Genomic DNA, 24,463 nt, shown 5'->3' on the forward strand with positions numbered 1-24,463 from the left:
GCCAGCACGGCTTTTTCAGGGCGGCGACTGAACGTGAGCCAGGCATGGCGCGTAGCAACCGTCCCTGGTGAAACACCGCCAGGGACGGTACGGCGCGAATGCCATACATCTGCATCTTGTTAAGCGCCTCGAGAAACGGCCGCCTCAGGCTGAGCGCCGGCGACAGTTTTCAGGCGCGCACGGCCATGACACCGGCATCCACGTCCCAGATAGCGCCGGTCACCCAAGAGGTTTTGTCCGACAACAAAAACAGGATCGTGTTGGCCACATCTTCCGGCACCCCAACACGTCCCAGCGGGTGGAAGGCGTTAAGCGATTTCATGGCTTCCGGGATCGCGTCCTTGTCCATGAACCCCTCGTAAATCGGGGTGTGCACAATGCCAGGGGAAACCGCATTGACACGAATACCTGAATGCGCCAATTCAATTGCCAAGTTACGTGTCAGCGCATGCAAACCGGCTTTGGCCATGGAGTAGGCAGAGGCCGGCGAGCCGGCCAGCGCAGCCTGAGCGCCGATGGAACCGACATTGACAACCGAACCTTCACGCTTGGCGGCGAGCATGTTCTTGACCACGGCCTGGGTGATGAAAAACGTCGAACGGTTGAGGGACATGTACATGTCATATTCGGCCGCACCATGCTCGGTGAACGGCTTGGGAACAAAGATCCCTGCTGAGTTGACCATCAGACTGATATCGCTGTGGTTGGCATTAATGTCCTGGAGAACGCTGTGCATGCCCTCTTCGGTCATCAGGTTGGCCACGATCACCGACACGTTACCCAGTATGCTCAGTTCGTTACGCACCGCATCGGCCTTGTCTTGCTTGCTGCCGGTAAGCACGACACTACCGCCCGCCTTCAGTACCATGCGGGCCGTTTCCAGGCCCATACCGCTGGTACCGCCTACGACCAACAATTTTTTGCCTTTAAAGTAATCGTTCATTACAGACTCCGGACTTCTATGTTTCGTGAGGCGGCACCAGCGCAATTACTGGCCGTCTGGTGCACACAAGGTGTGATTTAGTTGACGGGCGAATCAGCCCTCACGCACTTCCAGAGTCGGCACCATACGAATGGCTTTCGAGAAGTTGGCGTAGTTCACCGAGGTCTTCAGCACGACCCTATGCAGCTCTTCAACATGCTCACGGGAGGCATCGGTGTGCAGGCGAACCACTACGCTGACTTCGTCGTAGCCAGGGTTGACGCTTTCGTCGATACCGAGGAAACCACGCAGGTCGAGGGTGCCGTCAGTTTCAATTTCAAGGCTGTGGATCTTGATGCCCATCATCGCGGCGTTGGCGGCATAACCGACCGACATGCACGCGTTCAGCGCAGCCATCAGCAGCTCTTGCGGGTTGGGCGCACTGTTCTGACCCAACAGTTCGTTTGGCTCGTCGGCAACTATTTCAAAGTTGCGCGAGTAGGTTTCGCCGGCCAGGCTGTAGCGATTGACCTTCGCGACGGAACGGGTCTGCCCCTTCCATTGGGTTTTGACATTAAAACTGGCGTGACGCTTGGTCGCATCCTCGGCAACGCCTTGGGCAAACTGCTGGAGTGCGGCAACATCAATACCGTTCAAGTTAGTGCTCATATGTACATTCCTCCTCGGATAGACCGGGCATTTGGCTCGGGATCAAACAAGCCTACCAACTAGTAGGATGCCATTCAACGGCTTTAACACTTCTCCTGCCCTCGCCGTTTTTTAAACCAAAAAAAACCTCGAATAGTCGAGGTTTTTAACGCATTAATTTGTCAGTGGGGTTTAGGCAGTGTGCACATTGCCTCCAGAATGAAATCAAATCCGGACGATTGCTCGTACTGATCGCTCATCGCCCACGCCACAAAGCTGCCGCCTTCCAGCGTATTCAGGATCAGCCTGGCGACCTTGTTGACGTCCAACTGCGCCTTGAGCGCCCCATTCGACTGCCCCAGCGCGATATTGGCCTGAAGCCACTCAAGATGTATCTCGAAAAAGTGCCGCGTCAGCTCCTGCAGGCTTTCCGGCAGGGCCATCAATTCGGCTGCCAGCGCGCCGCACAACGGCAGCAAGCCATTTTGACTGCTCTGTGCAAACATCAGGACGAATGCGTTCAGGCGTGCAACGACATCCGTGTTCTCGTCATTGATCTGCTCCAGCTGTTTCTTGAACCGGAACAGGTAGCTCTCGACGATGGCAATCGCAAGGCCTTCCTTGGTTGGGAAGTGGTGATGAATACTCGCCTTCTTGATACCAATGTCAGCGGCAAGGTCAGCGTAGCTGAAGGCTGCATAGCCCTTGGTACGCAGCAGAATTTCAGCGCTGCTCAGAAGGTCGGAACGTGTACTCATGATGCCGCATCCAGATTTTATCAATCGGCCATCATAAATCAGTCATCCGTGAGTTGACAGTGTGCGAGCCTCATGCAGAACGCATACTAAGCAATGTGATCGTCATTCAACTCCCCCTCAGCGTTCAACACTTCCCTCGTTGATTTCGCAACAGACTCAGAATCCCATCGGCAAATTTTTCCGGAGCCTCTTGAGGCACGTTATGGCCAACGCCCTTGAGGATCTCCCGGCGATACGGGCCGATAAAATGACGAGCAAATGGATCGTCCCTGGCAGGTGGATCGACCGCATCAGCGCCGCCCTCCAGAACCAACGAAGGCACAGCGATCTTTGGTTGCGCAGCAAGCCGCGCCTCTATGTTCCGATAGGCTGGATCGCCTTCAACCAATCCGAAACGATGACGATACGAATGTATTACCACCTCAACAAAGTCGTCGTTTTCAAACGCTGCGGCGGTCGTATCAAAGGTCTCCTGGGAAAATCCCCAGGTTGGCGACCACATGCGCCAGAGCAAATGGCAGAACGCCTCTCTGTTCGAGATCAATCCAGCGCGACCACGGCTACCGTGCAGGTAGTACTGGTACCAGAGCAGGTGCTCAGCTTCGGGTGAATCGGGCTTATGCGCTTGAGCGATATTTTGAATGCTGTAGCCACCGCAGCTGATCAAACCGCTGACCCGTTCGGGCCATAGCGCGGCGACAATACAAGCTCCCCTTCCGCCCCAGTCATACCCCGCGAGCAGCGCTTTTTCGATCTTCAGCGCGTCGAGAAACGCCAACAGGTCGGCGCCCTATTGCCGCCTGTTCTCCAGAGCGCATTGTCTGCTTGTCCAGGAACCTGGTTTGGCCATAACCACGAAGAAAGGGTGTGAGACACCGCTTTCCGGCTGAGGCAAGGATGTTGGCGACATCATCGTAGGCATGTGCGTCATAGGGGAAGCCGTGGAGCAACACGATGGGAGGTCCGTCTGCCGGTCCGATCTCCAGATAAGCGATTTCCAGAACACCGGTTTTAACAGTTTTCATGATTTCCACCCCACATAGCGTGCACTGACGGCAAATGCCTTGACACTAAATGTAGTGACCGCTATAGAATACAGATAAATACGTAGCGATCGCTATTTAATAGCTTTCCCGTTATTCAACCTCGATCAAACCAGGAGTAACCCCTATGAGTCATCCAACCTACGTAGAAGACTACAACGCCATCGTCGCGGTGCTGAACCACTACAACGAAGGTGGCAAGCAAGCCAAAAGCAGCCTGATGAAACCTGCCTTCAGCGAGCAGGCCACCATCTTTGGTGTAGACGGCGAAGGCAAGCTGACCGGAGGCCCCATCCAGGGTCTGTTCGACATTATCGACACTGCCTTTCGTCCTTCGCCGCAAGCCAAAGGTGCCATCGTCAACGTCGATATTGTAGGTACCGCTGCCAGTGCACGTATCGATACCAATGACATTTCCGGCTTCTGCTTTACCGATTTCTTCAACCTGCTCAAGGTTGACGGAAAGTGGACAGTCATCAGCAAGATCTACCACACCCACGTTGCTCCTTGACCCATCCGCTTGGCAGGCGCACCAACGGACCTCGACCTGGAATCGTTCATTGTCGGCCGGCTTGAGAACCTCCAGCTTTACCTGAACCCAGCTACCATGGCATAAACCCGCCCTGCCCCGCCCCCAGCAATGGGCGCGGGGATTCATTTCTTCTGGAGTTGCGATGCACGACCACATTGCCGAAGTGCCGCTTGAAAAAGCCTATCGACTGATCAACCACGGCCCGACCGTGTTGGTGTCCGCTCAACATGTCGGGACCCGAAATGTGATGGCCGCCGCGTGGGCCTGTGCATTGGACTTTTCACCGCCCAAAGTCACCGTGGTGCTGGACAAGATCACCAACACCCGCGAGCTCGTAGAGCGCAGCGGCCTGTTCGTGATTCAGGTGCCGACCGTGGCCCAGCTGCAACTGACCCATGACGTCGGCAGCGTCAGCCTGAAGGAAGCCCCCCGCAAGCTGGCTGACGCCGGCGCCGAGCTGTTCAGCATCAGCGGCCATGACCTGCCGTTCGTGGCGGGCTGCTCGGCTTGGCTTGCGTGCAAGCTGCTGCCCGAACCGCACAACCAGACGACCTATGACCTGTTTATCGGCGAGGTTGTCGGCGCCTGGGCCGATACACGCGTATTCAGCGATGGGCATTGGCACTTTGAGCGCGCCCACCCGGACTTGAGGAGCCTGCACTACATCGCAGGTGGCCACTTCTACGCGATCGGCGAAGCGCTGGACGCCGTCACACAGCAAGACGCCTGAGCGTTCGCCATCGACTGCACGATGATCACGACGCGCTTGGCCGAGGGTGTTGCACCCATGCGTAGGCCGGGTGATTTCAACGGTTACGGCTTACCAATCCTGACGGGTCGGCGAAATGATCAGGTCGTTGACGGTGACGTTTTCAGGCTGATTCAGTGCATACACCACTGCGCGACCAATATCGTCCGGCGAGATCGCGATTTTGTTCAGCGCTTGAGCCGCTTTACGGCCTGCCGGGTCGGTGACTTTATCGGCCCAACCGGTGTTGATCACACCCGGGCTGACCGTGTTGACACGAATGCCGTGCTGCACGCCCAGCTCTTTGCGCATCGACTCGGTCATGGCTTGCACAAAGAACTTGGTGGCACTGTAGATGCCCGCAGCAGGCCCGACCTGATGACCAGCGACCGAATCCATATTCAGGATCTGGCCCGATTTCTGTTTGAGCATGAACGGCAACACCGCTGCGATACCATGCAGGTAGCCTTTGATGTTCACGTTGACCATCTTTTCCCAGTCATCGGTGGCCAGGTCGACCCAATTGGAAAACAGCATCAAGCCGGCATTGTTGATCAGGATATCCACCGAACCAAACGTGCCCTGGGCAAATTGAGCGAGCGCTTTCATATCCTCAGGATTGGTCACATCGCTGACGCGACCTGCTGCTTCACCGCCCCGGCCTTTCAACTCGCTGACGATGGCATCCAGGCCTTGCTGATCCAGGGCTGCTGCGACGATTCGAACGCCTTTTTCGGACAAGGCACGTGCCGACGCAGCGCCCAGGCCGGACGATGCGCCAGTGATGATCGCGGTTTTATTCTGCAGATAATTCATGGGCGTTCCTTCGTTAGTGACTGCCCGAATTGACGGGCAGTTGTGGTGGGTCTCGCGGGTGTAAGCCGGGATCAGTAGTTGCCGACGGGCCAATCGGTGTAGCCCTTCGCGCCACCGCCGTAATACGAATCGCGCGGTGCGATGGTCAGCTCGGCACCACGACGCAGGCGCTCAACCAGGTCCGGGTTGGAAATGAACAGGCGGCCAAACGCGACGGCGTCGATCTTGCCCTGGGCGCGGCGTTCAATGGCCATGTCCAGGTCGTAGTTGTTGTTGCCGATGAAGGGCCCGTTGAACTGCGCACTCAAAGCGTCCATGTCCACGCCTTCGGGCACTTCACGCGAGGTGGCAGTCGCGCCCTCAACGAAGTGCAGATAAGCCAGGTCGAAGGCGTTCAACTGTTGGATCAGGTAGCCGTACATCGCCATCACATTGCTGTCGGGCGGCGTGTTGCCTGCATCAGGCGTCACGGGCGACAAACGGACGCCAACGCGGTCATTGCCCCAGATCTTGACGATTGCTTCGGTCACTTCCAGGGTCAGGCGCGCGCGGTTCTCGATGGAACCGCCGTACGAGTCGGTGCGATGGTTGGTCGAGTCCCGCAGGAACTGATCCAGCAGGTAGCTGTTGGCCGAGTGGACCTCTACACCATCAAAACCGGCGCGCTTGGCATTTTCGGCAGCCCGCTTGTATTGCTCGATGATCCCCGGGATCTCATCGGTTTCAAGTGCCCGAGGCATCGACACCGGGACGAAGCCGTGGGTGGTGTAGGTGTCGCCTTCAGCCTTGATCGCTGAAGGTGCGACCGGTGCGGCACCGTCGGGTTGCAGCTCGACACTGGAGAACCGCCCCACATGCCATAGCTGGCTGACGATCTTGCCGCCGGCGGCATGCACGGCATCCGTGACTTTCTTCCAACCGGCAACCTGCTCTTCGCTCCAGATGCCAGGTGTGGCCGCATAACCGCGCCCCTGCGCAGAGATATTGGTGGCTTCAGCAACAATCAGGCCGGCCGTGGCGCGTTGGGCGTAATACTCGGCGTGCAGCTCGTTGGGAACACCGTCTTCGGCGTAGCGGCTACGGGTGACAGGTGCCATCAAAATACGGTTGGCGAGTTTGATTGCGCCCAGGTTGATGGGGCTGAATAAGTCAGTTCGTGTGGTGTTGTCTGTCATGATAAACTCTCTTATTAGACCGGTCGTCTAGTAAGTTGATAAAAATAGCTACAACAAAAGTCGCTTTGCCAGAATGCCGCCACTCTAAATATAAATAGACCGGTCGTCTACTAAAATCCGAAATGGTTACGCTTTCTACGATCAGCGGCAAATGCCCCGTTGAAGTCCGAAAAGTCTGTTTTGTGTATCATTGGCGCAGACATGCTGGTCTAGCGATACGACCCAAGGTGCTGCACTCGATGACTGAACCCACTCCACTCTCTGCTCCCCGCGCAAAAGGACGCCCCCGCGCGTTCGACCGCGACCAGGCGCTGCTGCAGGCCCTGGCAGTGTTCTGGAAGCGTGGCTACGAGCCGGCCTCTGTGACGCAACTGTGTTCAGCGATGAACATCAGCCCGCCCAGCCTTTATGCGGCATTCGGCAACAAAGCCAAGTTGTTTCTGGAAGCGGTTGCCTACTACGAAGCGACATTCTGGGATGCGGCGTGGGAGCGCATGGACACCGAACCGGACATCGTGCGCGCCATCAGTGACTTCTTCCATACCTCGGCATCGATCCTGACAGAGCCCGAGGCTCCATGCGGCTGTATGGTCGTGCTCGCAGCTGTCAACGTTTCCGACGATGCTGGCGAAGTCACCGCCACTCTCAAGGCCTTGCGTCAGGAAGGCCGTGACTACCTACGGCAGCGTCTGGACCGCGCGGTTGCAGAGGGTCAACTGCGCCCCGACACCAACACCCGTCTGCTTGCCGCAGCCTTGAACACATTGCTCGAAGGCATGTCACTGCAAGCCCATGACGCTGCAAGCCGTGAAGACCTGCAAGGTATCGCAGCCACAGCGGTAACGATGCTGGCCCCTTCCCTATCGTTTGACTGAAATCGACGCAATGCTCGCTTGAGCGACCGCCAGGCCAGCTCAGGCCAACAGACGCCGACTCATCTCAAGCGCCGCGTCAAAGGGCTCGCGGGTCCGGTTGACCTTGACCAGCAACGAGGCGCCCAACCACATCTGGTAGAGCGCTTCAGCCAGTATGCTTGCATCAACGGACGCCGCGATGGAGCCATCGGCTTTGCCCTGCTCAACACAACGAATCATCCGCTCGATGATCAGGGCTGTCCCTTTCTGGAGTACTCCACGCATGTTTTCCGACAGATCACACACTTCCGCGCCCAATTTGACCACCAGGCATTTTTGATCAGTGTGATCAAACGCCTGTGTCTCGGCCCAATAGCGCAGATAGCTCAGCAGACGTTCGGCGCCGCATCCCTCGCTGGCCAATTGCACATCGACCCGCGCGAGGTACTCTTCAAAGTACTCCTCAAGCAGCGCTTGGCCGAACTCGTCCTTGGAGCGGAAGTAATGATAGAACGATCCTTTAGGTACACCCGCAGCCGCGAGCAACTCGGTAAGGCCGACGGCGGTGTAACCTTTCTGGGTCATAAGCGACCTGGCGACATCAATGATGTGCTGGCGCATGTCTTGGAGGGGTTTTTTCATAATGCGGCGCATGCTAGCAAAAAAACGATCCAGCGTCAGGAGCCCGGTGGAGCGCCTGCCGTTTGTTCATCTGCGTCGGCAGCGATCCTACGCCGAGATTTGGCAATAAAAAAATATAAATATATTCCCCCTTAAAACATAATTATTATTTGCGAATGATTAAAGAACTGAAAACACTTATCGCGGTAGCAAGAGAAGGCACTTTCGCGGCGGCCGGCAATAAAATCGGCCTCACCCAGGCCGCCGTCAGCGCTCAGATGCAACGCCTCGAGGCGGAGCTGGGGGTGGAGTTATTCGATCGAAAAGGACGCTCCGCGCAGCTCAACCGAATGGGCCAACAGGTGTTATTGCAGGGTCAGGAACTGGTGCGCCGGTTCAAAGAACTGGGCACGCCATCGGTGGGGCTTGCCGCCAATGTTTTGGTCACCATTGGAGCGATTGCCTCGGTTCAACGCTCCTTTTTGCCGCAAGCCTTGGCCGAGTTTCATCAACGATCCCCTCAATGCAGGACGCGGGTCCTGCCTGGCCTGTCGATGGACCTGGTCAATCAGGTCGATTCAGGTGAAATCGATATGGCGGCAATCATCCGTCCACCCTTCTCTCTTCACAGCGATCTGCGCTGGACAACCCTGGCACGCGAGCCGTACCGACTGATTGTCCCGGCTGATATGCCTGGCGAGGATTGGGCCGAGCTGGTATCCAGCCAGCCCTTTATCCGCTATGACCGCTCATCTTTTGGCGGACGCCAGGTGGATAGATTCCTGCGACAAACCCATTTTTCATTACAGGAGGTCTGCGAACTCGACGAGCTGGATGCGATTATCAAACTGGTTGCAAATGGTGTCGGTGTCGCTCTGGTACCGGAAACGGGCACTCATGAGGAATGGCCTGCCGAGGTGCGTGCAATCGACCTGAAACAACGTACATTCCATCGCGATATCGGTCTGGTGCATCGTGCTCGCCGCAATCTGACTGAGCCAGTGAAATTACTGGCCCAGCTGATTACCGAGCAGGCAGCTAAACAGCATTAGAGGAGCACTGACGGGCACTTTGCAACGCTCGTCTTCGATCTTCAACGCCGGTTTTCAGTCGTCATGCTCGCCCCCCCATAGCCCCCTTGCGCTCCAGTGGTGTTTTCTCCCACTTGGCAATGACCAGAGGCGCTATCGCATTACCCAGCACGTTCAAGGTGGTGGTGCCGCTGTCGATGATCCGGAAGATGCCGGCGATCAACGCGACCCCTTCCAGCGGCAGTCCGGCAGATGCCAGGGTGGCCGACAGAATAATGATGGCAAACCCAGGCACACCCGCAGCCCCCTTCGACGTCAGCACCATCGTCACCACCAGCAAAATCTGCTGCGTCAACGAAAGGTCGATGCCATAGAGCTGCGCGATGAAGATCGTCGCCACCCCCAGGAAGATCGATGCCCCGTCCAGATTGAACGCATAACCCACTGGCACCACGAAGCTGACAATGCGCCGAGGCACACCATAGGCTTCCAGCTTGGTCATCAGTTGCGGCATGACGGCTGCAGAGGCTGCACTGGAGAAGGCCAGAATCAGCTCATCGCGCAAGTACTTGATCAACTTGAAAACGTTTTCGCCGATCAGGTAGCAGATGCCACCGAGCATCACCAACGCAAAGGTGATCAGCGCCAGATACACCACGCCAATCAACTTGAGCAACGGCAGCAACGAGGCAAATCCAAACGTCGCCACCGTAGCGCCGATCATGCCGAATACACCGATCGGTGCGTAGGCCATGACAAACGACACGACTTTGAACATTGCATCGGAAAAGCCCTGCACTACTGCAATAACCGGTGCGCTCTTCTCTTTAGGCAAGGTGTTCAACGCCAACCCCAGCAGCACGGCAAAGAACAGCACCGACAACAACTTGGCTTCCGACATCGCAACAATCACGTTATCGGGCACGATGTTTTGCAGGATGATCAGCGCGCCTTTCGACGGTTCCATATGTACCGCTGCCGCGTTATGGGCGATACCCGCGATTTCGGTGCCTTTGCCCGGCTCGAACAGATTGGCGAAGCACAAGCCGAGCACGATCGCGAGGCTGGTGATTGCAAAGAAGTAGATCAACGACTTTGCGCCCATACGCCCAAACGATTTGTTATCCCCGCCCCCGGCAATGCCGAGGATCATGCAGCAGAAAACAATCGGCACGACGACCATCTTCATCATCTTGATGAAGATATCACCGAGCGGTTTAAGGATCTCGGTACTGACCCACATTTGATTTTGCGGGTGGGTATTGAAATACCAACCCACAAGCACGCCAAGCAACAGCCCGGCAACGATTTGCCAAACTAAGGGAATACGTTTCATGTCTAGCCTTTTTGTTGGTATGAAAGGGCTGCTTTAAGCAGTAGCTAGATTCATGAGCGTCCAGCTCATTTATGATTTCCTGACGCACTGTTTAGTGTGCGTCAGGTTTTTATTATTTGGCGAAGAGCTGGCTCATATCCTTGAAGGCTTTGAATTCCAGCGCATTACCGCACGGGTCGAACAGGAACATGGTGGCCTGCTCGCCAACCTGGCCTTTAAAGCGGATGTAGGGTTCGATCACAAACTGCGTTTCGCGCGCTTTCAAACGCTCGGCCAAGGCTTCCCATTGCGCCCACTCCAGGATGATGCCGAAGTGCGGAACCGGTACATCGTGGCCATCTACCGGGTTACTGTGCACGCTTTCCTGCGAAGCGGTCTTTGGGTGCTCGTGGATGACCAACTGATGGCCGTAGAAATCGAAGTCGACCCACTGGTCGCTTGAGCGACCTTCGCAAAGGCCGAACACCTCACCGTAAAAGTGACGTGCGGCGGCCAAGTCGTACACTGGGATTGCGAGGTGAAAAGGAGAAAGACTCATCAGGACTCCGATAACAATTTTTATTGATTTGTGGTGCCGGGCACCCGTAGTCGCTGCCCGGCGGTTTTTGAAGACGGATTTATGCTAAAGCCGCACCAGACTAAAAAAAATCAATATAAATTTTCCAACAACACAATTTTATTTTGTTAATCGATAGTTCCTGCTTACGGCTCTCAACTCGCCTGCGCGCCTTTCCATCGCGCGAGCGTCCGCCATCCATCGAAATTCGAGCGCTTCAGTTCTCCCTTCATCTGCCGCTATGGCTATATCCATTTGTCGTCGACCCGGCACATGTCATATCTTCGCAAAACTGTCTACAGTGCCGACAATCAACAAAACTCCACGGACGGCAGTCACCTCCTGAGTAAAGACATGCCATCGAGTGGCTGGGCCCTCGCTGGCGTCGCGGCAACAATCTGGCGAAACACATAAGAGAACCTGGCGAATGAACAATGGCCACTACGACAGGCGGGCAGCAACTGCACAGGACGCGGGGGCGTGCGAGGCGTTGCCGCATATCCTGCTGATCGACGATGTCCCCGAAGACATCCGTGCCACGCTCATTCTGCTCAAGACCCAGCCCTGGCGTGTCTCGGTGGCCAGCGAGGCCCATCAGGGCTATCAACGGGCGCTCGCCCTGCGTCCGGACCTGATCGTGCTGGATGTACACATGCCGCACATGGACGGCTTCAGCCTGTGCAGGCTGTTACGCGAGGCGCCGGCCACGCGGCATACGCCGATCCTGTTCCTGTCATCGGCCAATACCTCACTGGAGCGCCTTGAAGGGCTGGCCGTGGGCGCGGTGGACTACATCCCCAAGTCCTACGCGCCCGAGGAGGTCCTGGCGCGCATCCGGATTCATCTGCAATTGACCTGGCGAGCGCCGCCCCCGGTTGAGGAACGCCCGGCCGAGCCAGCACCGCAGGGCGATGAAATCGTATTGAGGGCGGCCATGCGAATGATTGAACAGCAACTGGACGATATGCCCTCCCTGCCCAGTCTTGCGCAAAAAGTCGGCACCCATGAAAAACGCCTCTCCGCGATTTTCCGTGAGCACCTGGGGCTGACCGTGTTCGCCTACATTCGCGATGCCAGGCTGCGTCGCGGCCAGGCACTGCTCTGCGAAAGCGCCATGAGCGTGCAGGACGTCGCCGAACTGGTGGGTTTTCGCAATGCGTGCAACTTCACCACCGCATTCCGTCAGCGAATCGGCATGACGCCCAGTCAGTTCCGCCAGCACTCCCTGGGTAACGAGCACGCCTGATGCGGCTTCTTCAGTTGCTATTGCTGACAACGGCATTGTTATTCGCCGGACTGCTGCGCGCCGCCCCCATGGATGCCTGCCAGGCTGAGCATCTGGACCTGATGCCCACGCTGCACATTTTCGAGGACACCCAGGCCCGCTTGAGCGTGGACGACGTGGCTCGACTGCCCGAAGCGCGTTTCGCCATCCCAGGCCCAGGCTGGCCGACCCAAGGCTATAGCCGCTCCGCGTTCTGGTTGCGCGTGCAGCTCACCAACACGAGCGATGTGGCGTGTTCGCGCCTGCTGGTGGTCGGGGCGCCGCGCCTGGAGGACATCCGCGTCTACCAACGCGCCGATGGACACTGGAGCGATGCACGCGCCGGCAGCGCCCATCCCTTGACCGAATGGCCCCAGCCAGCCACGCGTCAGCCTGCGTTCCCGATCTCGCTGGCCGCCGGGGGAACCGTCACTGTGCTTATCCGAGTGACAAGCCATTTCCAAATGCTGCTGGAGCCGCAGCTGTGGTCGGAACCTGCGCTGCTGCGCAGTCAGCAACAGACCTACCTGAGCGATGGACTCACCCTTGGCATTGTCCTGCTGGTCGTCCCGTTCGGCCTGATCGTCGGCTGGATCCTGCGCTCGCGCTTGCTGACGGTGAACGCGGGCGCGGTGCTCAGCTACATCCTGCTGACCTGCATCCTCAATGGCTACCTGGTCTACTGGCCCGCCGCGCTGGGCTGGACACGCGAATTACTGACCTGCGCCAGCGCGGTCTCGTTCGTCCTGTTCCTGGCCTATATGCGCGTGCTGTTGCAGGTGTCCCGCCTGCCCAAAGCCATTGGCTGGAGCTATTGGGTGCCCCTGTCGGGCTGCGTTCTGGGCCGACTCTGGTGGCTGAACGTCGATCCGGTCCAGGGCGCGCAGCTAGTTCAATGGTCGCTGATGAGCTTCTATGCAGTGCTGCTTGCCACGTTATGCATGGCCTGGCGCAGACGCCTGAGCTACAGCCCGATGGCCTGGCTGGTGCCGGGGCTCTTGCTGGGCCAACTGCTGATGCGGATTTTCTTCCCTCAGGAACAGTTGCCCTGGCAGTCGCCACAAAGCAAATACAGCTTATCGTCCACCTTGGCAGGTGTGGCGTTGCTGGTGTGTACCTTGATCATGGAAGTCGCGCGCAGCCGCGACCGTGAAAAGCACGCGCTGTCCAGCCTCGAACACCAACGCCAGGCCGAGCACGAACGCCTGGAAAGCACCGTCGCGCTGCGCACCGCGCAGTTGCGCGAATCCCTGGCGGCGCGCAGCGCCCTGATGGCGCGGATCAGCCACGACCTGCGCTCGCCACTGGTACGTATCATCGACTATGCGCGCCTGTTGCACGCCGGGCCGAACCGCGATTACCCAGCCACGATCGAACGCAATGCCCGCCAGCAACTGGAACTGATCGATGAGATGCTGGAATTTTCCCGTGGCGAACTGGAGCACATGCAACTGACCCTTGCGCCGGGTTATCTGTACGGTTTCCTCAAGGAGATCGTCGATGAGGCCGGCTTTCTCGCCGCGCGTCAGGGCAATACCTTTGAAGCGGTGCTGGCCGATGACCTGCCGCCACTGGTCGAGGCCGACTTCAAACGTCTTCGGCAAATTCTCATGAACCTGCTGGCGAACGCGGCAAAGTTTACCCGCGACGGCCAGATCCGTTTCGAAGTGAGCGCTCAACCGGGATCGACCGCTGAGGACGTGGAGCTGCGCTTTTGCGTGATCGACACCGGCATCGGCATCGACACGCACGAGTTCGAGCACCTGCTGCAACCGTTCCGCCGTGGCCGCAATGCGCAGCGCCATGAGGGCAGCGGGCTGGGCTTGTCGATTGTCGCGCAACTGCTGGCGAGCATGAACAGCCGGCTCCAACCACACGCCACTGAACGGGGCGGCAGCCACTTGAGTTTCAGCCTGCGACTCAAATGCGCCGGGGAACAGGATCTGGAACTGGGCATCGTCGACAACAACGCCGCGCCGCTCGACGGCCGGGGCAAGCACGTTCTGCTGGTAGATGACGTGGAGCAGAACAGCGAATGGCTGTATGACCTGCTGGCCGGCTACGGTTTTGACGTGAGCATGGCGGCGAGCGCCGAGGACGCCCTGGCCTGCCTGGCCACACAACCGGTCGACCTGCTGATCAGCGATCAGATGATGCCCGGCATGGACGGCTGGGAGCTGCTGCGGCAGGTGCGCAAGCACTGGGTTCACGTGCCCGTGATGCTGTATTCGGCGGCCCCGCCACGCAGGCCGCAGGAGTATCCGGACGCGCTGGCGTTCGACGCGGTACTGCTCAAGCCCGCCGACAGCCGAGCATTGCTGGCCTGGATCAAGACGCTGGCCTGCGCGGACGCGATGCGTCGCGAAATGGCCCGGGAGGTCTAGCATGCCGGGGCCCGGTTATCGCTTGCTCTGGCTCGGCTGCCTTGCGGCACTGCCGTGGGCGCCGGCCAATGCCGGACAGGAGGCGCCCGGTCCCCTCACGCTCGATGAATCAACCGTCACCGCCCGACGTCGCGAAGAAGCGCTGCAAGATGTACCGATCCCGATCAGCGTGCTCTACGGTGATCAACTGGACGAGGCCGGCCTGCATCGACTTCAGGACATCCAGCAGCGGGTACCCGGCCTGGTGGTGTCCGGTCATGACGCCCGCTTCGCCGGGTTCGGACTGCGCGGCTTCGGCGCGACCGCCTACAACGATGGCCTGGAAGGCAGCGTCGGCACCTACGTCGATGGCGTCTACCAGGCGCGTCAGGGCATGGCCTTCACCGAGTTGATGGACATCGAGCGCATCGAAGTCCTGCGCGGGCCGCAAGGCACCCTGTTCGGCAAGAACACCAGCGCCGGCGCGCTGAGCATCATCACCCGCCCGCCGACCTTTGCACCTGAAGCCAATCTGGAAGTCAGCCAGGGCGAGCACGGCTTGCGCGAATACCGCGGCGTGATTTCCGGGGCGCTGCAGGATGACGTACTGGCCGGGCGCCTGAACGTTTTCAACAGTGCGGTCGATGGCGCCGTGCGCAACCTGCAGAATGGCAGCCGCCTCGGCGCCGCCGACAGCCAGGGCCTGCGCGGGCAACTGCTGTGGACGCCGAGCGCGGATTTCAGCGCACGCCTGATCGCCGACCATGCCGAGCAAAACGACGCCGGCAATGTCCTGTTGGCCAATCACTACAGCGCCCAGACTCGCCAGCGTGCCAAATTCCTTGGTTATCCGCTGGCAGAACCTTCGCCTTACCGGCGCGAGACACGCATCGACGCACCGGGCCGTCCGCAGACCGTGCAGAACGGTGTCTCATTGGAATTGAACCGGGACGTCAACGAGGCCATGCGTCTGACCAGCATCACCGCCTACCGCGACTGGGACTACCGCGCTACCCGCGACGGCGACAGCACGGCGCTGGCGGTGGCCGAGTCCGCAACCGCGCTGAGTCACCGGCAGTTCAGCCAGGAATGGCGCCTGTCCGGCAGCGCCGGCCCGGCCATCGATTATGTCGCCGGGCTCTATTACCTGCGCCAGCAGCTCGGGCGCAGGATCGACGTCGAATTCGGCAAGGACGCCGCGCCATGGTTCGTCGGCGACCAACTGGCGTCGCTGAAAAAAAACTATGGCATCACCTTCACCGCCCCAGACCAGGTGCCGGCCATACTGCTGGAGGGCGCCCGGCAACGCTACGACGGCGAGCAGAAAAGCGAAAACCGCGCCCTTTTCGGCCAGGTTTCCTGGCGTCCGATTGATCGGCTGGAACTCACCGGTGGCCTGCGCTACAGCCAGGAGCGCAAGAACGGCTGGGTCTCGCGCGACGTCAGTAACCTCGCTCCGCTGAATGGGTTACCACAGGCTTTCCAGGCGGGCGGACAATTGTTGCGCGGCATCGCACTGGGCGGTGATTATTACCGCGACGATTCGATTGAAGAAAACAGCCTGTCCAGCCTGCTCAGCGCCAGTTACCGCTTCAACGACGCCGTGATGGGCTATGCCAGCCTGTCACGGGGCTACAAGGCCGGCGGGATCAACTTCGACGTGGTCGGCCCGTTCACCGCCCCCACGTTCGCGCCGGAGCGCGCCACGTCCCTGGAACTGGGGGTGAAGACGCGCTTCTGGGAGGACCGCGCAATGCTCGACCTCGCCGTCTACCAGACCGACGTCGACAACTACCAGGCGCTCACCTACAGCCCGCCGACCTCGCTGTTCGCGCCACCGCTGCGGGACAACCTGATCAACGTCGGCAAAGTCCGCCTGCGCGGCATCGAACTGGATTCGGCCTGGCAACTCGCCGCCCCGCTCACCGCACGCCTGGGCCTGGCCTGGAGCGATGCGCGCTACCGCAGCTTCCCCAACGCCCCGTGCCCACCGGCCTCGGGCCAATGGAACTGCGACCTCAGCGGCGAGCGTCTGTACAACGCGCCGCAATGGAGCTTCAGCGGCGGCCTCGACTACATCCATCCGCTGGCGTATGGGCTGCAAGCCTACAGCGGTCTCGACTACAGCTTCAGGACCGGTTACTACGGCACCCTCGAAGGCGGCGAAGGCAGCTATCAACCCAGCTACGGCCTGACCAACCTGCGCCTTGGCTTGCGCAGCCAGGACCGTGCCTGGGAAGTGGAAGGCTGGGTTCGCAATGTGTTCGACCGCCACTACATCACCGCCGTCTACTCGTTGCTCGGCGCCGGTGACTACGGCGTCATGACCGGCAGCGAACGCACCCTAGGCACCACCGTCAGGCTTCGCTATTGACCCATAGGTATCTACACAACGCTGTAGCGCCCAACCGTAACCACGATGCGAAGCGAGCCGCTCTTGATCTTGATCTGCTTTTGATCTTAGGCGCCCCGTTAAACCACGCTGGCCGAACGCAGGCTTGAATCCGTGGGTAACCCGGCAGGACGCCGGGTTAGCCGCACTGGGCCAGGGATGGCCCATTGCGGCGGCCCACGGATTCAAGCCGGAGAGAGGGCACACCGAGCCTAAGCGAGGTGCCGAGTGGTGGGGCAAGAGCGTTTTGCTTACTTTTGCGCTTTTCAAAAGTGAGCCGCTGTAAAAGCGGAACCCTAAGTGGCCGTTACCGTAGAAACGGATATGTACTCGATCTGATCCAACATTCTGGTCGGCCCAGAGGCCGCCATCGGGGGCAAGCCCCCTCCCACATTTGCACCGGGATCGGCACAAGATACCGGTCGGCTCCAAGGCCGCCGCGCTTTTGCTTTTGATCTGCTTTTGATCTTAAGCGCCCCGTTAAACCACGCTGGCCGAACGCAGGCTTGAATCCGTGGGTAACCCGGCAGGACGCCGGGTTAGCCGCACTGGGCCATGGATGGCCCATTGCGGCGGCCCACGGATTCAAGCCGGAGAGAGGGCACACCGAGCCCAGGCGAGGTGCCGAGTGGTGGGGCAAGAGCGTTTTGCTTACTTTTGCGCTTTTCAAAAGTGAGCCGCCGTAAGGGCGGAACCCTAAGCAGCCGTTACCTAAATAATGGATATGTACTCGGTCTGATCCAGCATCCCGGTCGGCCCTGAGGCCGCCATCGGGGGCAAGCCCCCTCCCACATTTGGATTTGTGGGGTGTCAGTAAGATAGTCATAGGCGGCCAGGCCCAACGGGGAGCAAGCCCGGCGTCACGCCAAAGTTGTGTAGATACCTATGTCCCGATAGCCGAAACACACCGCACCGGGCAAAACGCCAGACGATTACCGCCGGCCTTTTTCGACAGGTACATAGCCTGGTCCGCCTTGCTGATCAGCCCATCGACCTGCGCCCCATGCTCCGGATAAAACGCCACGCCGATACTCGCGGCAATCTCCACCGTCTGCGTGCCAATCAAAATCGGCGCATTGGCCGCCTGCAACATGCGCTGGAGCAAAGGCTCGCTGTCTTCCACTGCCTGCAACCCCACCAGCCCCGCCACAAACTCATCGCCACCGAGCCGCGCCAGGGTATCGCCTTCACGCAACGTCGCATTGATCCGCGCCGCGACAATCTGCAACACCCGATCCCCCCAATCATGGCCGTAACTGTCGTTAAGCGCCTTGAACCCATCAAGGTCGATAAACGCAATCGCCACTTTCTGTTGCTCAATGCGCGCCTTGCCCAGCGCCTGGCGCATCCGCTCGGCCAACAGCAACCGATTGGGCAACTGCGTGAGCGCGTCATACCGGGCATCACGTTCCAGCAACTGGAGGCGTTGTTTCATCTTCGTCATGTCGCTGAACAGCGCCACATAGTGCTGAACATTCCCGTGAAGGTCATGCACCGCACTGACGCTGATGCGCGAGGTCATCTCCCGTCCATCCCTGTGGCTGCTCTGGACTTCCCCGGACCAATGCCCGTGGAAGTCCAGCGCGTTTTTCATCGGCGTATAAAACGTCGCCAGCCGACGCACCATGCGATGGGAATTCAAGGTTCGCCCCAGCACCTCGTCCCGCCCGTACCCGGTGAGCCGGCTGAAAGCCTCGTTCACGGCGACAACGCGGCCGAACGGGTCGACCAGGATGATCCCGTCGCGGGCGTGGCTGAACACACTGGCGGCCAGCTCCGGGCATAAGGTACTGATGCGACGGTCGAGCGCGGCCTCGTCACGGGTGGCCGGACAGGATGTGGAGTCGAAGCCTCGCCGGGCCAGGTGCGTGGCCAGGAAAGAAAGCGACTTATGCAGTCGGGTCAGTGCCTTCGCAGCGAGCGCGCAGTCAAGGCAGTGGCTACGGATGAAGGAGCGCAGGTTCATGGCGGGACGCGGTGCTCGTTGCTGCGGTGGGGTTGAGTGCGGGGATTATCAAGGCGCAAGCCTGCCGGGGCCTTTGCCCGACCGGACGCAAGCTTTGCGGGAGGGGATGCGGTGGAAAAAATTTCCTGTGTTTTAACCGGGACAGGCCGTCACAGGTTTTTACTGCCTAACGTTTGAGCGTCAGTGCAACTTTCAGCCGAAGATCGCTCTCGGCAAATGGCTTATGCAGCACCGGGCAGTCGGCGAATTCTTCGGGCAGGCCGCTGACGCCGTAGCCCGTGCTGAACAAAAAGGGAATATTGCGTGAGCGCAGAATCCTGGCGGCCGGAAAAACGCGCTCTCCCGCCAGGTTCACGTCCAGGATCGCCACGTCTACGTCCACCACATCGGCCACCTGCAGCGCCTTCGCAAGGTGGGCCACGGAGGCGACCACCGTGCAGCCCAAGCCTTCGAGCATTTCCTCGATCAGCATCGCAATGGCGCCCTCGTCTTCAACCAGGAGCACCCTGATCCCTGTGAACGAGGTCATGTCTTGTTCTCGGCGACCATGAACGAGAAGCGGCAGTGAACGCCCTCAGGGGCGAAATCGAGTTCAAAAGAGCCGCCCAGATCGCGCTCGATGCAACGCTTCATCAACCGCGAGCCCAACCCTTCGTGCACAGGCGTTGACACCGTGGGACCGCCCTGTTCGCGCCAGTCCAGGGTCAGCAGCGCTCCGTTCGGCTGGGGTTGCACGCTCCAGATCACGGACAGTGTTCCCGTCTCGGTGGACATCGCGCCATATTTAAGGGCGTTGATCGCCAATTCATTAAGGGTCATGGTGAGGCTCAAGGCAACGCGGGTATCAACCTCGATGGCATCACCGGTGATTTTGATGCGGCCGGGCTCAGCGCCCAATACCGGCATTAACACCTCTTGGGCCAGCACGCCCAGCGGCGTAAGACCCCAATGCCGCTTAGTCAGCAGGTCGTGGGCACGCGACAACGCAAGCAGCCGGGCTTCGAAGCGGGTATACCCGTCCTTGGCATCCCGCGCATTGCGCGCCGTCTGGGCCGCCAGGGACTGGACCGTGGCCAGGGTGTTCTTGACCCGATGGTTAAGCTCGTCAATCAGGTTTTTCTGCCGATCTTCCGCCTGCTTTCGCTCGGTGATATCCACAAGCATGTTGATGGCGCCGATCAGGTTTCCGTCTGCATCGTGCAGCGGGGTCGGGTAAGGCGCAAATGGCACGCGGGTGCCATCCGGACGCTGCGCAATCGCCTCGACGCCGCGTATGGACCGGTTTTCCCTGAGCGCCACGGCCATCGGGCACTGGTCGTGAGGCAGATAGGAGCCATCGGTGTTGAACAGTTTCCAGGTTACGCACCACTGGTCGCCCAGCTGCGGCGTGCGCCCCGACAACTCGACCGCCGCACGGTTATAGAACGTGATGCGCCCCTCGGCGTCGGTGGTGTAGACGGCCGCCGGCAGCGCCTCCAGCAGATTGCGCATGTGTCGCTCACTTTCCTGGCGCTCGGCTTCGGCGGCATGCACGCGGGTCACATCAATAGTGAAGCACCGCGTGTTGAAGAATTTACCGTCTTCAAATCGCCCATTGGAGGTGATCACCACGTGTTTGATGCTGCCGTCTTTGGCCCGCAGACGCGCCGGGTAACTATTGAGGCAATCACCGCTTCCGAGCTTGTTGAGGATGTCGCCGATGACCGGCTCATCCACATGAAACTCAGTGATGTGACGACCAATGTACTCGTCTGCGCCATAGCCCAGCAGCGCCAACTCCGCTTTGTTGGCCCGCAGGATAATGCCGTCGCCACTGACGATATGCAGGCCCACGGCGCTGTTTTCGAAGAAGTCTTCGAGATCGGAGCTCTTGCGTCGCAACTCTTGCGCCAGAGCATGGTGCAGCGAGACGTCCTGAAAACAGTTGATCGCGCCCTGGATGTCTCCATGCCGGTCTCGGAGCGTGCGGATATTCATGAGCGCCACGAACCGCGAGCCATCCGGGCGCTCAATCAAGACTTCCTGGTTACGCGCACACAGGCCCGCCTTGAGCGTCGAGGCCATCGGGCATTCATCAACGGCTAACGGCGCCCCGCCTGTGGTGTAGAGCCGATAGGAACCGCAATAGCGGTCGCCATGCTCACCCAGGGCAGGTGTTCTTCCCCACAGATTCACCGCCTCACTGTTGAACCTGACGAGCCATCCTTCGCGGTCGCAAAGGTAAATAGCCCCGGGAATGGCATTGAGCGCGTGGGTGCCCATGGCGATCAGGCTCTCGTACTCACTGGGTTCCCGTGTGTCTTTGGGGAACCCGTCAACCTTCAACATATTTCTTCCTCTATGCACCCGTGTTCAAACGCGCCTGCCATCGACGCCTTGGCTCTGTCCTGAGTGTATGCCTGAGACTGCATTCCATCCTGGAAAATTTCATTTGAATGATCAACCCGCAAGTTTTCAGCCCGTTCCTGACTACCGCCAGCAACACGGCCAGGCAGGGCCATAGACGACGACCTTTTGTTATGTGATGACCCCCACCACACCTGCGGCACAACGTCGCAGCAGACAGCGCTTGGCAAATCCCGCACACGCCGTAGAATCCCGCGCTCGCTTGCAGGCGAGCGCCTGTTTCGCTGTCCGATTTTCTTGAGGTCTTTATGTCTGCGCGTTTGCTGGCCATGGCGCTGGCGCCCCTGCTGGGGCTGTTCATTGTTGCGCTGGGCAACGGCTTTCTTTCATCCCTGACCACCCTTCGACTCGACGCGGCCGGCGCATCGGCCACGATGATCGGGATCGTGTCATCGGCCTATTTCATCGGCCTGACGCTGGGCGCCGTGTTCAATGACCGGCTGATTCTGCGCATCGGGCATATCCGCGCCTACGGCAGCTTTGCCTCGTTGATCGCAGTGACCATTCTGCTCCAGGGCCTGTTCTACGACACCTGGGGCTGGTTTGCGCTGCGCCTGGTCAACGGCTGGGCCACGGTCGGGGTGTTTCTGGTGATCGAAAGCTGGCTGCTGCTGGCCGGCGATGCCAAGATTCGCGGGCGCTTGCTTGCGCTGTACATGATCGTTTTGTATGGCGCAGGCGTGCTGGGCCAGGCGGCGCTGGGCAGAATCGCCGGCCTGAGCGAGAGCGCACCGTTCATGGTGGCCGGCATGCTCGCCTCGTTGTCGGTGCTGCCGATTGTGATCCTGCCAAGGGTATCGCCCCTGCTGGATCAGGTTGAGCCGCTCAAGCCACGGCAACTGCTGGGCGTGACGCCGACCGGGCTGGTCGGCTGTTTCGGCTCGGGGGTCAGCATCGCGGCGATCTACACCTTGCTGCCGCTGTACCTGCAACGCGCCGGCCTGAATGTCGGCGAAGTCGGCAGCATGATGGCCTGGACGATCCTCGGCGCCATGCTCCTGCAATACCCGGTCGGACGCTGGTCCGATCACAAGGATCGCTTGCAGGTGCTGACCATTCTGGCGGTGGCATGCAGCGCATTGTCACTGATGATCGTACTGCTGCCCCTGTCTTCGGTGCTGCTGGCGGCACTGCTGTTCCTGCTCGGCGGCGCGGTGTTCGCGCTGTACCCGGTCGCCGTCAGCCATGCCGCCGACCGCGCACCTGCCGACGCATTGGTGCCGATGATCCAGGGCCTGTTGCTGATCAACTCGCTGGGCTCGGCCATCAGCCCGATGATGATCTCGCCGGTGATGAATTCGTTCGGCGCCAACGGCCTGTTCTGGGTGTTTGCGCTGGTGAATCTGTGCATGGTCACCTTCTTCCTGTGGCGCCGCGGCAAGCGTCCCGTCCCGGCCAATCCCGCGCCGTTTGCGGCAGCGGCAACGTTCTCGCCGACCGGCGCTGAACTGCGGGTCACCGAGGATCTGCGCCAGGCGGTGCAGGAACACCCACCCATGATGGATGCATTGAGCGGTGAGCCCGCTCAGCCTCAGCCGTAAAAGTCATCCGGTTGTCCCGGCCTGCGTGGCCGGGACACTACCGGTGGGTTTAAATACGTCCGCAACAACAATGTTTTGTCATCAAGCACATTGATAGCTCCCTAACTAAAACTGCATACTGGGGGGCTGTCCGCAGCGCTTATATCATTCCGAATGATAGTTACCTTTGCTTCATTCGATTCGTGACATACCGTCTCCCCGCGCATGATCCGCCCATCTCAAATACATTGGCGGATGCACCTCATGGAACAGTCACTCAAACATTTGCGCTTCCCCCTGGCGATATTGGCCGTGGTGGTGATGAGCGCGTGCGGTAAAGCCCCGGAACAAGCGGTCGCCATGCCTGCTGCCAAAGTCAGCGTGGCCAAGGTGCTGGAACAACCGGTCAACGAGTGGGATGAATTCACCGGGCGCCTGGAAGCTCCGGAAACCGTACAGATTCGTCCGCGGGTTTCTGGCCAGATTGACCAAGTCGCTTTCACCGAAGGCGCTTTGGTCAAGAAAGGCGACCTGCTGTTCCAGATCGACCCGCGCCCGTTCCAGGCCGAAGTGCGCCGCCTTGAAGCGCAGCTTGCTCAGACCAAGGCCGCCGCCACCCGCAGTGAAAACGAAGCACAGCGCGGCGAACGCCTGCGCCAGAGCAATGCGATCTCCGCCGAGTTGGCCGACTCGCGCGCCACCGCCGCCCAGGAAGCCCGTGCCGCCATGGCCGGGATCCAGGCGCAGTTGGACCTGGCCAAGTTGAACCTGAGCTTTACCCGCGTGACCTCGCCGATCAGCGGCCGCGTCAGCCGTGCCGAAATCACCGCCGGCAACCTGGTGACCGCCGATACCACCGCGCTGACCAGCGTGGTCTCCACCGACAAGGTCTACGCCTACTTCGATGCCGATGAGCGTGTGTTCCTCAAGTACACCGAGTTGGCCCGCCAAGGCCGTCGCGGCGCGACCACCCCGGTGTACCTGGGCCTGTCGAACGAAACCGGCAACCCGCACCTGGGCCAGATGAACTTCGTCGACAACCAGGTCAACCCGGCCACCGGGACCATTCGTGGCCGCGCGGTGTTCGACAACAGCAAGGGCGAATACACCCCTGGCCTGTATGCACGCTTGAAGCTGGTCGGCAGCGGCACCTACTCCGCCGTGCTGATCAACGACGAAGCCGTGGGCACCGACCTGGGCAAGAAGTTCGTGCTGGTGATGGAAGGCGACAAGCCGGCCTATCGCGCCGTGGAACTGGGTCCGAAGATCGAAGGCTTGCGCATCGTGCGCAGCGGCTTGAACAAGGACGACACCATTATCGTCAAGGGCCTGCAGCGCGTGCGCCCGGGCTCGCCGGTGGCGCCGGAAACCATTCCGATGGCCAGCCAAGAAACCCTCGCCGCCTTGGCCCAACAACGACAAGCGCTTGAAGCCAGCAACCTGGAGCAAGTGGCGCCGGAAAAACCCGCGCCCAAGCTCGCAAGCGTCGCGACTCCACGCGGTTAAGGGATA

At 59.7% G+C, this 24,463-nt stretch carries 20 protein-coding genes and 1 pseudogene; 9 read left to right on the top strand and 12 right to left on the bottom strand.

Annotated elements, in window-relative coordinates:
- Positions 1–169: 169 nt before the first annotated feature.
- The 4 genes and pseudogenes from MRY17_RS13165 to MRY17_RS13180 all read right to left on the bottom strand — a co-directional run bounded on the left by MRY17_RS13165 (position 170) and on the right by MRY17_RS13180 (position 3,353).
- A complete protein-coding gene (locus tag MRY17_RS13165) occupies positions 170–943 on the bottom strand; it encodes an SDR family NAD(P)-dependent oxidoreductase (RefSeq protein WP_243352214.1) in 774 nt (257 codons plus the stop codon).
- A 93-nt stretch (positions 944–1,036) separates the two neighbouring features.
- Positions 1,037–1,591: an OsmC family protein gene (locus MRY17_RS13170; RefSeq protein ID WP_243352215.1), complete on the bottom strand. Its 555-nt coding sequence runs from the start codon at positions 1,589–1,591 to the stop codon at positions 1,037–1,039.
- Between the two features lie 161 nt (positions 1,592–1,752).
- Positions 1,753–2,328 carry a TetR/AcrR family transcriptional regulator gene (locus tag MRY17_RS13175; protein ID WP_181283296.1) on the bottom strand — a complete coding sequence of 192 codons (576 nt, stop codon included), beginning with the start codon at positions 2,326–2,328 and terminating at the stop codon, positions 1,753–1,755.
- Positions 2,329–2,452: 124 nt separating this feature from the next.
- Positions 2,453–3,353: pseudogene (locus MRY17_RS13180) on the bottom strand (alpha/beta fold hydrolase).
- A gap of 145 nt (positions 3,354–3,498) precedes the next feature.
- Here MRY17_RS13180 and MRY17_RS13185 point away from each other — a divergent pair.
- Positions 3,499–3,882, top strand: coding sequence for a nuclear transport factor 2 family protein (locus tag MRY17_RS13185; RefSeq protein WP_181283298.1), 384 nt, complete (start codon positions 3,499–3,501; stop codon positions 3,880–3,882).
- A 163-nt stretch (positions 3,883–4,045) separates the two neighbouring features.
- Positions 4,046–4,633, top strand: coding sequence for a flavin reductase family protein (locus tag MRY17_RS13190; RefSeq protein WP_191953543.1), 588 nt, complete (start codon positions 4,046–4,048; stop codon positions 4,631–4,633).
- A gap of 90 nt (positions 4,634–4,723) precedes the next feature.
- Here MRY17_RS13190 and MRY17_RS13195 read toward each other — a convergent pair whose 3' ends face one another.
- Positions 4,724–5,467 carry an SDR family oxidoreductase gene (locus MRY17_RS13195; protein WP_243352216.1) on the bottom strand — a complete coding sequence of 248 codons (744 nt, stop codon included), beginning with the start codon at positions 5,465–5,467 and terminating at the stop codon, positions 4,724–4,726.
- Between the two features lie 71 nt (positions 5,468–5,538).
- The gene (locus MRY17_RS13200) at positions 5,539–6,642 is read right to left on the bottom strand and encodes an alkene reductase (RefSeq protein WP_243352218.1); all 1,104 of its coding nucleotides are present in this window, start codon (positions 6,640–6,642) and stop codon (positions 5,539–5,541) included.
- A 239-nt stretch (positions 6,643–6,881) separates the two neighbouring features.
- Here MRY17_RS13200 and MRY17_RS13205 point away from each other — a divergent pair, with 239 nt between their 5' ends.
- On the top strand, positions 6,882–7,517 hold the full coding sequence (locus MRY17_RS13205; protein ID WP_243352219.1) for a TetR/AcrR family transcriptional regulator: 636 nt from the start codon (positions 6,882–6,884) through the stop codon (positions 7,515–7,517).
- A gap of 39 nt (positions 7,518–7,556) precedes the next feature.
- Here MRY17_RS13205 and MRY17_RS13210 read toward each other — a convergent pair whose 3' ends face one another.
- Positions 7,557–8,138 (bottom strand): TetR/AcrR family transcriptional regulator, encoded by a 582-nt coding sequence (locus tag MRY17_RS13210; protein ID WP_181285657.1) that lies wholly within the window; start codon positions 8,136–8,138, stop codon positions 7,557–7,559.
- A gap of 155 nt (positions 8,139–8,293) precedes the next feature.
- On the opposite strand from MRY17_RS13210, the gene MRY17_RS13215 reads away from it, so the two are divergent.
- A complete protein-coding gene (locus MRY17_RS13215; protein WP_181285794.1) occupies positions 8,294–9,169 on the top strand; it encodes a LysR family transcriptional regulator in 876 nt (291 codons plus the stop codon).
- Between the two features lie 61 nt (positions 9,170–9,230).
- On the opposite strand, the gene MRY17_RS13220 is transcribed toward MRY17_RS13215, so the two are convergent.
- Together MRY17_RS13220 and MRY17_RS13225 are read right to left on the bottom strand one after the other, a co-directional pair.
- A complete protein-coding gene (locus MRY17_RS13220) occupies positions 9,231–10,484 on the bottom strand; it encodes a cation:dicarboxylate symporter family transporter (RefSeq protein WP_243352221.1) in 1,254 nt (417 codons plus the stop codon).
- 112 nt (positions 10,485–10,596) lie between these two features.
- Positions 10,597–11,022: a VOC family protein gene (locus MRY17_RS13225; protein ID WP_181285795.1), complete on the bottom strand. Its 426-nt coding sequence runs from the start codon at positions 11,020–11,022 to the stop codon at positions 10,597–10,599.
- A gap of 445 nt (positions 11,023–11,467) precedes the next feature.
- On the opposite strand from MRY17_RS13225, the gene MRY17_RS13230 reads away from it, so the two are divergent.
- Genes MRY17_RS13230 through MRY17_RS13240 form a run of 3 tightly spaced genes read left to right on the top strand, consistent with a single transcriptional unit; the run spans position 11,468 to position 17,041 of the window.
- A complete protein-coding gene (locus tag MRY17_RS13230; RefSeq protein ID WP_243352223.1) occupies positions 11,468–12,286 on the top strand; it encodes a response regulator transcription factor in 819 nt (272 codons plus the stop codon).
- On the top strand, positions 12,286–14,688 hold the full coding sequence (locus tag MRY17_RS13235; protein WP_243352224.1) for a hybrid sensor histidine kinase/response regulator: 2,403 nt from the start codon (positions 12,286–12,288) through the stop codon (positions 14,686–14,688). The genes MRY17_RS13230 and MRY17_RS13235 overlap by 1 nt, the downstream gene beginning before the upstream one ends.
- A gap of 1 nt (position 14,689) precedes the next feature.
- Complete coding sequence (locus tag MRY17_RS13240; RefSeq protein ID WP_243352225.1) at positions 14,690–17,041, top strand: TonB-dependent receptor; 2,352 nt, start codon at positions 14,690–14,692, stop codon at positions 17,039–17,041.
- A gap of 901 nt (positions 17,042–17,942) precedes the next feature.
- Here the strand turns inward: MRY17_RS13240 and MRY17_RS13245 are convergent.
- The 3 genes from MRY17_RS13245 to MRY17_RS13255 all read right to left on the bottom strand — a co-directional run bounded on the left by MRY17_RS13245 (position 17,943) and on the right by MRY17_RS13255 (position 21,353).
- Complete coding sequence (locus MRY17_RS13245) at positions 17,943–19,025, bottom strand: sensor domain-containing diguanylate cyclase (protein ID WP_243352227.1); 1,083 nt, start codon at positions 19,023–19,025, stop codon at positions 17,943–17,945.
- A 166-nt stretch (positions 19,026–19,191) separates the two neighbouring features.
- The gene (locus MRY17_RS13250) at positions 19,192–19,554 is read right to left on the bottom strand and encodes a response regulator (RefSeq protein WP_191956335.1); all 363 of its coding nucleotides are present in this window, start codon (positions 19,552–19,554) and stop codon (positions 19,192–19,194) included.
- On the bottom strand, positions 19,551–21,353 hold the full coding sequence (locus tag MRY17_RS13255; RefSeq protein ID WP_243352228.1) for a sensor histidine kinase: 1,803 nt from the start codon (positions 21,351–21,353) through the stop codon (positions 19,551–19,553). The genes MRY17_RS13250 and MRY17_RS13255 overlap by 4 nt, the downstream gene beginning before the upstream one ends.
- Positions 21,354–21,679: 326 nt before the next feature.
- Here MRY17_RS13255 and MRY17_RS13260 point away from each other — a divergent pair, with 326 nt between their 5' ends.
- Together MRY17_RS13260 and mexE are read left to right on the top strand one after the other, a co-directional pair.
- On the top strand, positions 21,680–22,972 hold the full coding sequence (locus MRY17_RS13260; protein ID WP_191956337.1) for an MFS transporter: 1,293 nt from the start codon (positions 21,680–21,682) through the stop codon (positions 22,970–22,972).
- Positions 22,973–23,215: 243 nt separating this feature from the next.
- Positions 23,216–24,457 (top strand): multidrug efflux RND transporter periplasmic adaptor subunit MexE, encoded by a 1,242-nt coding sequence (gene mexE, locus MRY17_RS13265; protein WP_243352230.1) that lies wholly within the window; start codon positions 23,216–23,218, stop codon positions 24,455–24,457.
- Positions 24,458–24,463: the final 6 nt, after the last annotated feature.

It is taken from the genome of Pseudomonas orientalis (assembly GCF_022807995.1).
In the GTDB taxonomy this organism is placed as follows: domain Bacteria; phylum Pseudomonadota; class Gammaproteobacteria; order Pseudomonadales; family Pseudomonadaceae; genus Aquipseudomonas; species Aquipseudomonas orientalis_B.

Bases quoted from the DNA above. Each gene is read 5' to 3' on its own strand.
- MRY17_RS13225 (WP_181285795.1), bottom strand. From the start codon at position 11,022: ATGAGTCTTTCTCCTTTTCACCTCGCAATCCCAGTGTACGACTTGGCC.
- MRY17_RS13205 (WP_243352219.1), top strand. From the start codon at position 6,882: ATGACTGAACCCACTCCACTCTCTGCTCCCCGCGCAAAAGGACGCCCC.
- MRY17_RS13165 (WP_243352214.1), bottom strand. From the start codon at position 943: ATGAACGATTACTTTAAAGGCAAAAAATTGTTGGTCGTAGGCGGTACC.
- MRY17_RS13245 (WP_243352227.1), bottom strand. From the start codon at position 19,025: ATGAACCTGCGCTCCTTCATCCGTAGCCACTGCCTTGACTGCGCGCTC.
- MRY17_RS13200 (WP_243352218.1), bottom strand. From the start codon at position 6,642: ATGACAGACAACACCACACGAACTGACTTATTCAGCCCCATCAACCTG.
- MRY17_RS13255 (WP_243352228.1), bottom strand. From the start codon at position 21,353: ATGTTGAAGGTTGACGGGTTCCCCAAAGACACACGGGAACCCAGTGAG.
- MRY17_RS13195 (WP_243352216.1), bottom strand. From the start codon at position 5,467: ATGAATTATCTGCAGAATAAAACCGCGATCATCACTGGCGCATCGTCC.
- MRY17_RS13210 (WP_181285657.1), bottom strand. From the start codon at position 8,138: ATGAAAAAACCCCTCCAAGACATGCGCCAGCACATCATTGATGTCGCC.
- MRY17_RS13185 (WP_181283298.1), top strand. From the start codon at position 3,499: ATGAGTCATCCAACCTACGTAGAAGACTACAACGCCATCGTCGCGGTG.
- MRY17_RS13215 (WP_181285794.1), top strand. From the start codon at position 8,294: ATGATTAAAGAACTGAAAACACTTATCGCGGTAGCAAGAGAAGGCACT.
- mexE (WP_243352230.1), top strand. From the start codon at position 23,216: ATGGAACAGTCACTCAAACATTTGCGCTTCCCCCTGGCGATATTGGCC.
- MRY17_RS13240 (WP_243352225.1), top strand. From the start codon at position 14,690: ATGCCGGGGCCCGGTTATCGCTTGCTCTGGCTCGGCTGCCTTGCGGCA.
- MRY17_RS13220 (WP_243352221.1), bottom strand. From the start codon at position 10,484: ATGAAACGTATTCCCTTAGTTTGGCAAATCGTTGCCGGGCTGTTGCTT.
- MRY17_RS13175 (WP_181283296.1), bottom strand. From the start codon at position 2,328: ATGAGTACACGTTCCGACCTTCTGAGCAGCGCTGAAATTCTGCTGCGT.
- MRY17_RS13170 (WP_243352215.1), bottom strand. From the start codon at position 1,591: ATGAGCACTAACTTGAACGGTATTGATGTTGCCGCACTCCAGCAGTTT.
- MRY17_RS13250 (WP_191956335.1), bottom strand. From the start codon at position 19,554: ATGACCTCGTTCACAGGGATCAGGGTGCTCCTGGTTGAAGACGAGGGC.
- MRY17_RS13260 (WP_191956337.1), top strand. From the start codon at position 21,680: ATGTCTGCGCGTTTGCTGGCCATGGCGCTGGCGCCCCTGCTGGGGCTG.
- MRY17_RS13190 (WP_191953543.1), top strand. From the start codon at position 4,046: ATGCACGACCACATTGCCGAAGTGCCGCTTGAAAAAGCCTATCGACTG.
- MRY17_RS13230 (WP_243352223.1), top strand. From the start codon at position 11,468: ATGAACAATGGCCACTACGACAGGCGGGCAGCAACTGCACAGGACGCG.
- MRY17_RS13235 (WP_243352224.1), top strand. From the start codon at position 12,286: ATGCGGCTTCTTCAGTTGCTATTGCTGACAACGGCATTGTTATTCGCC.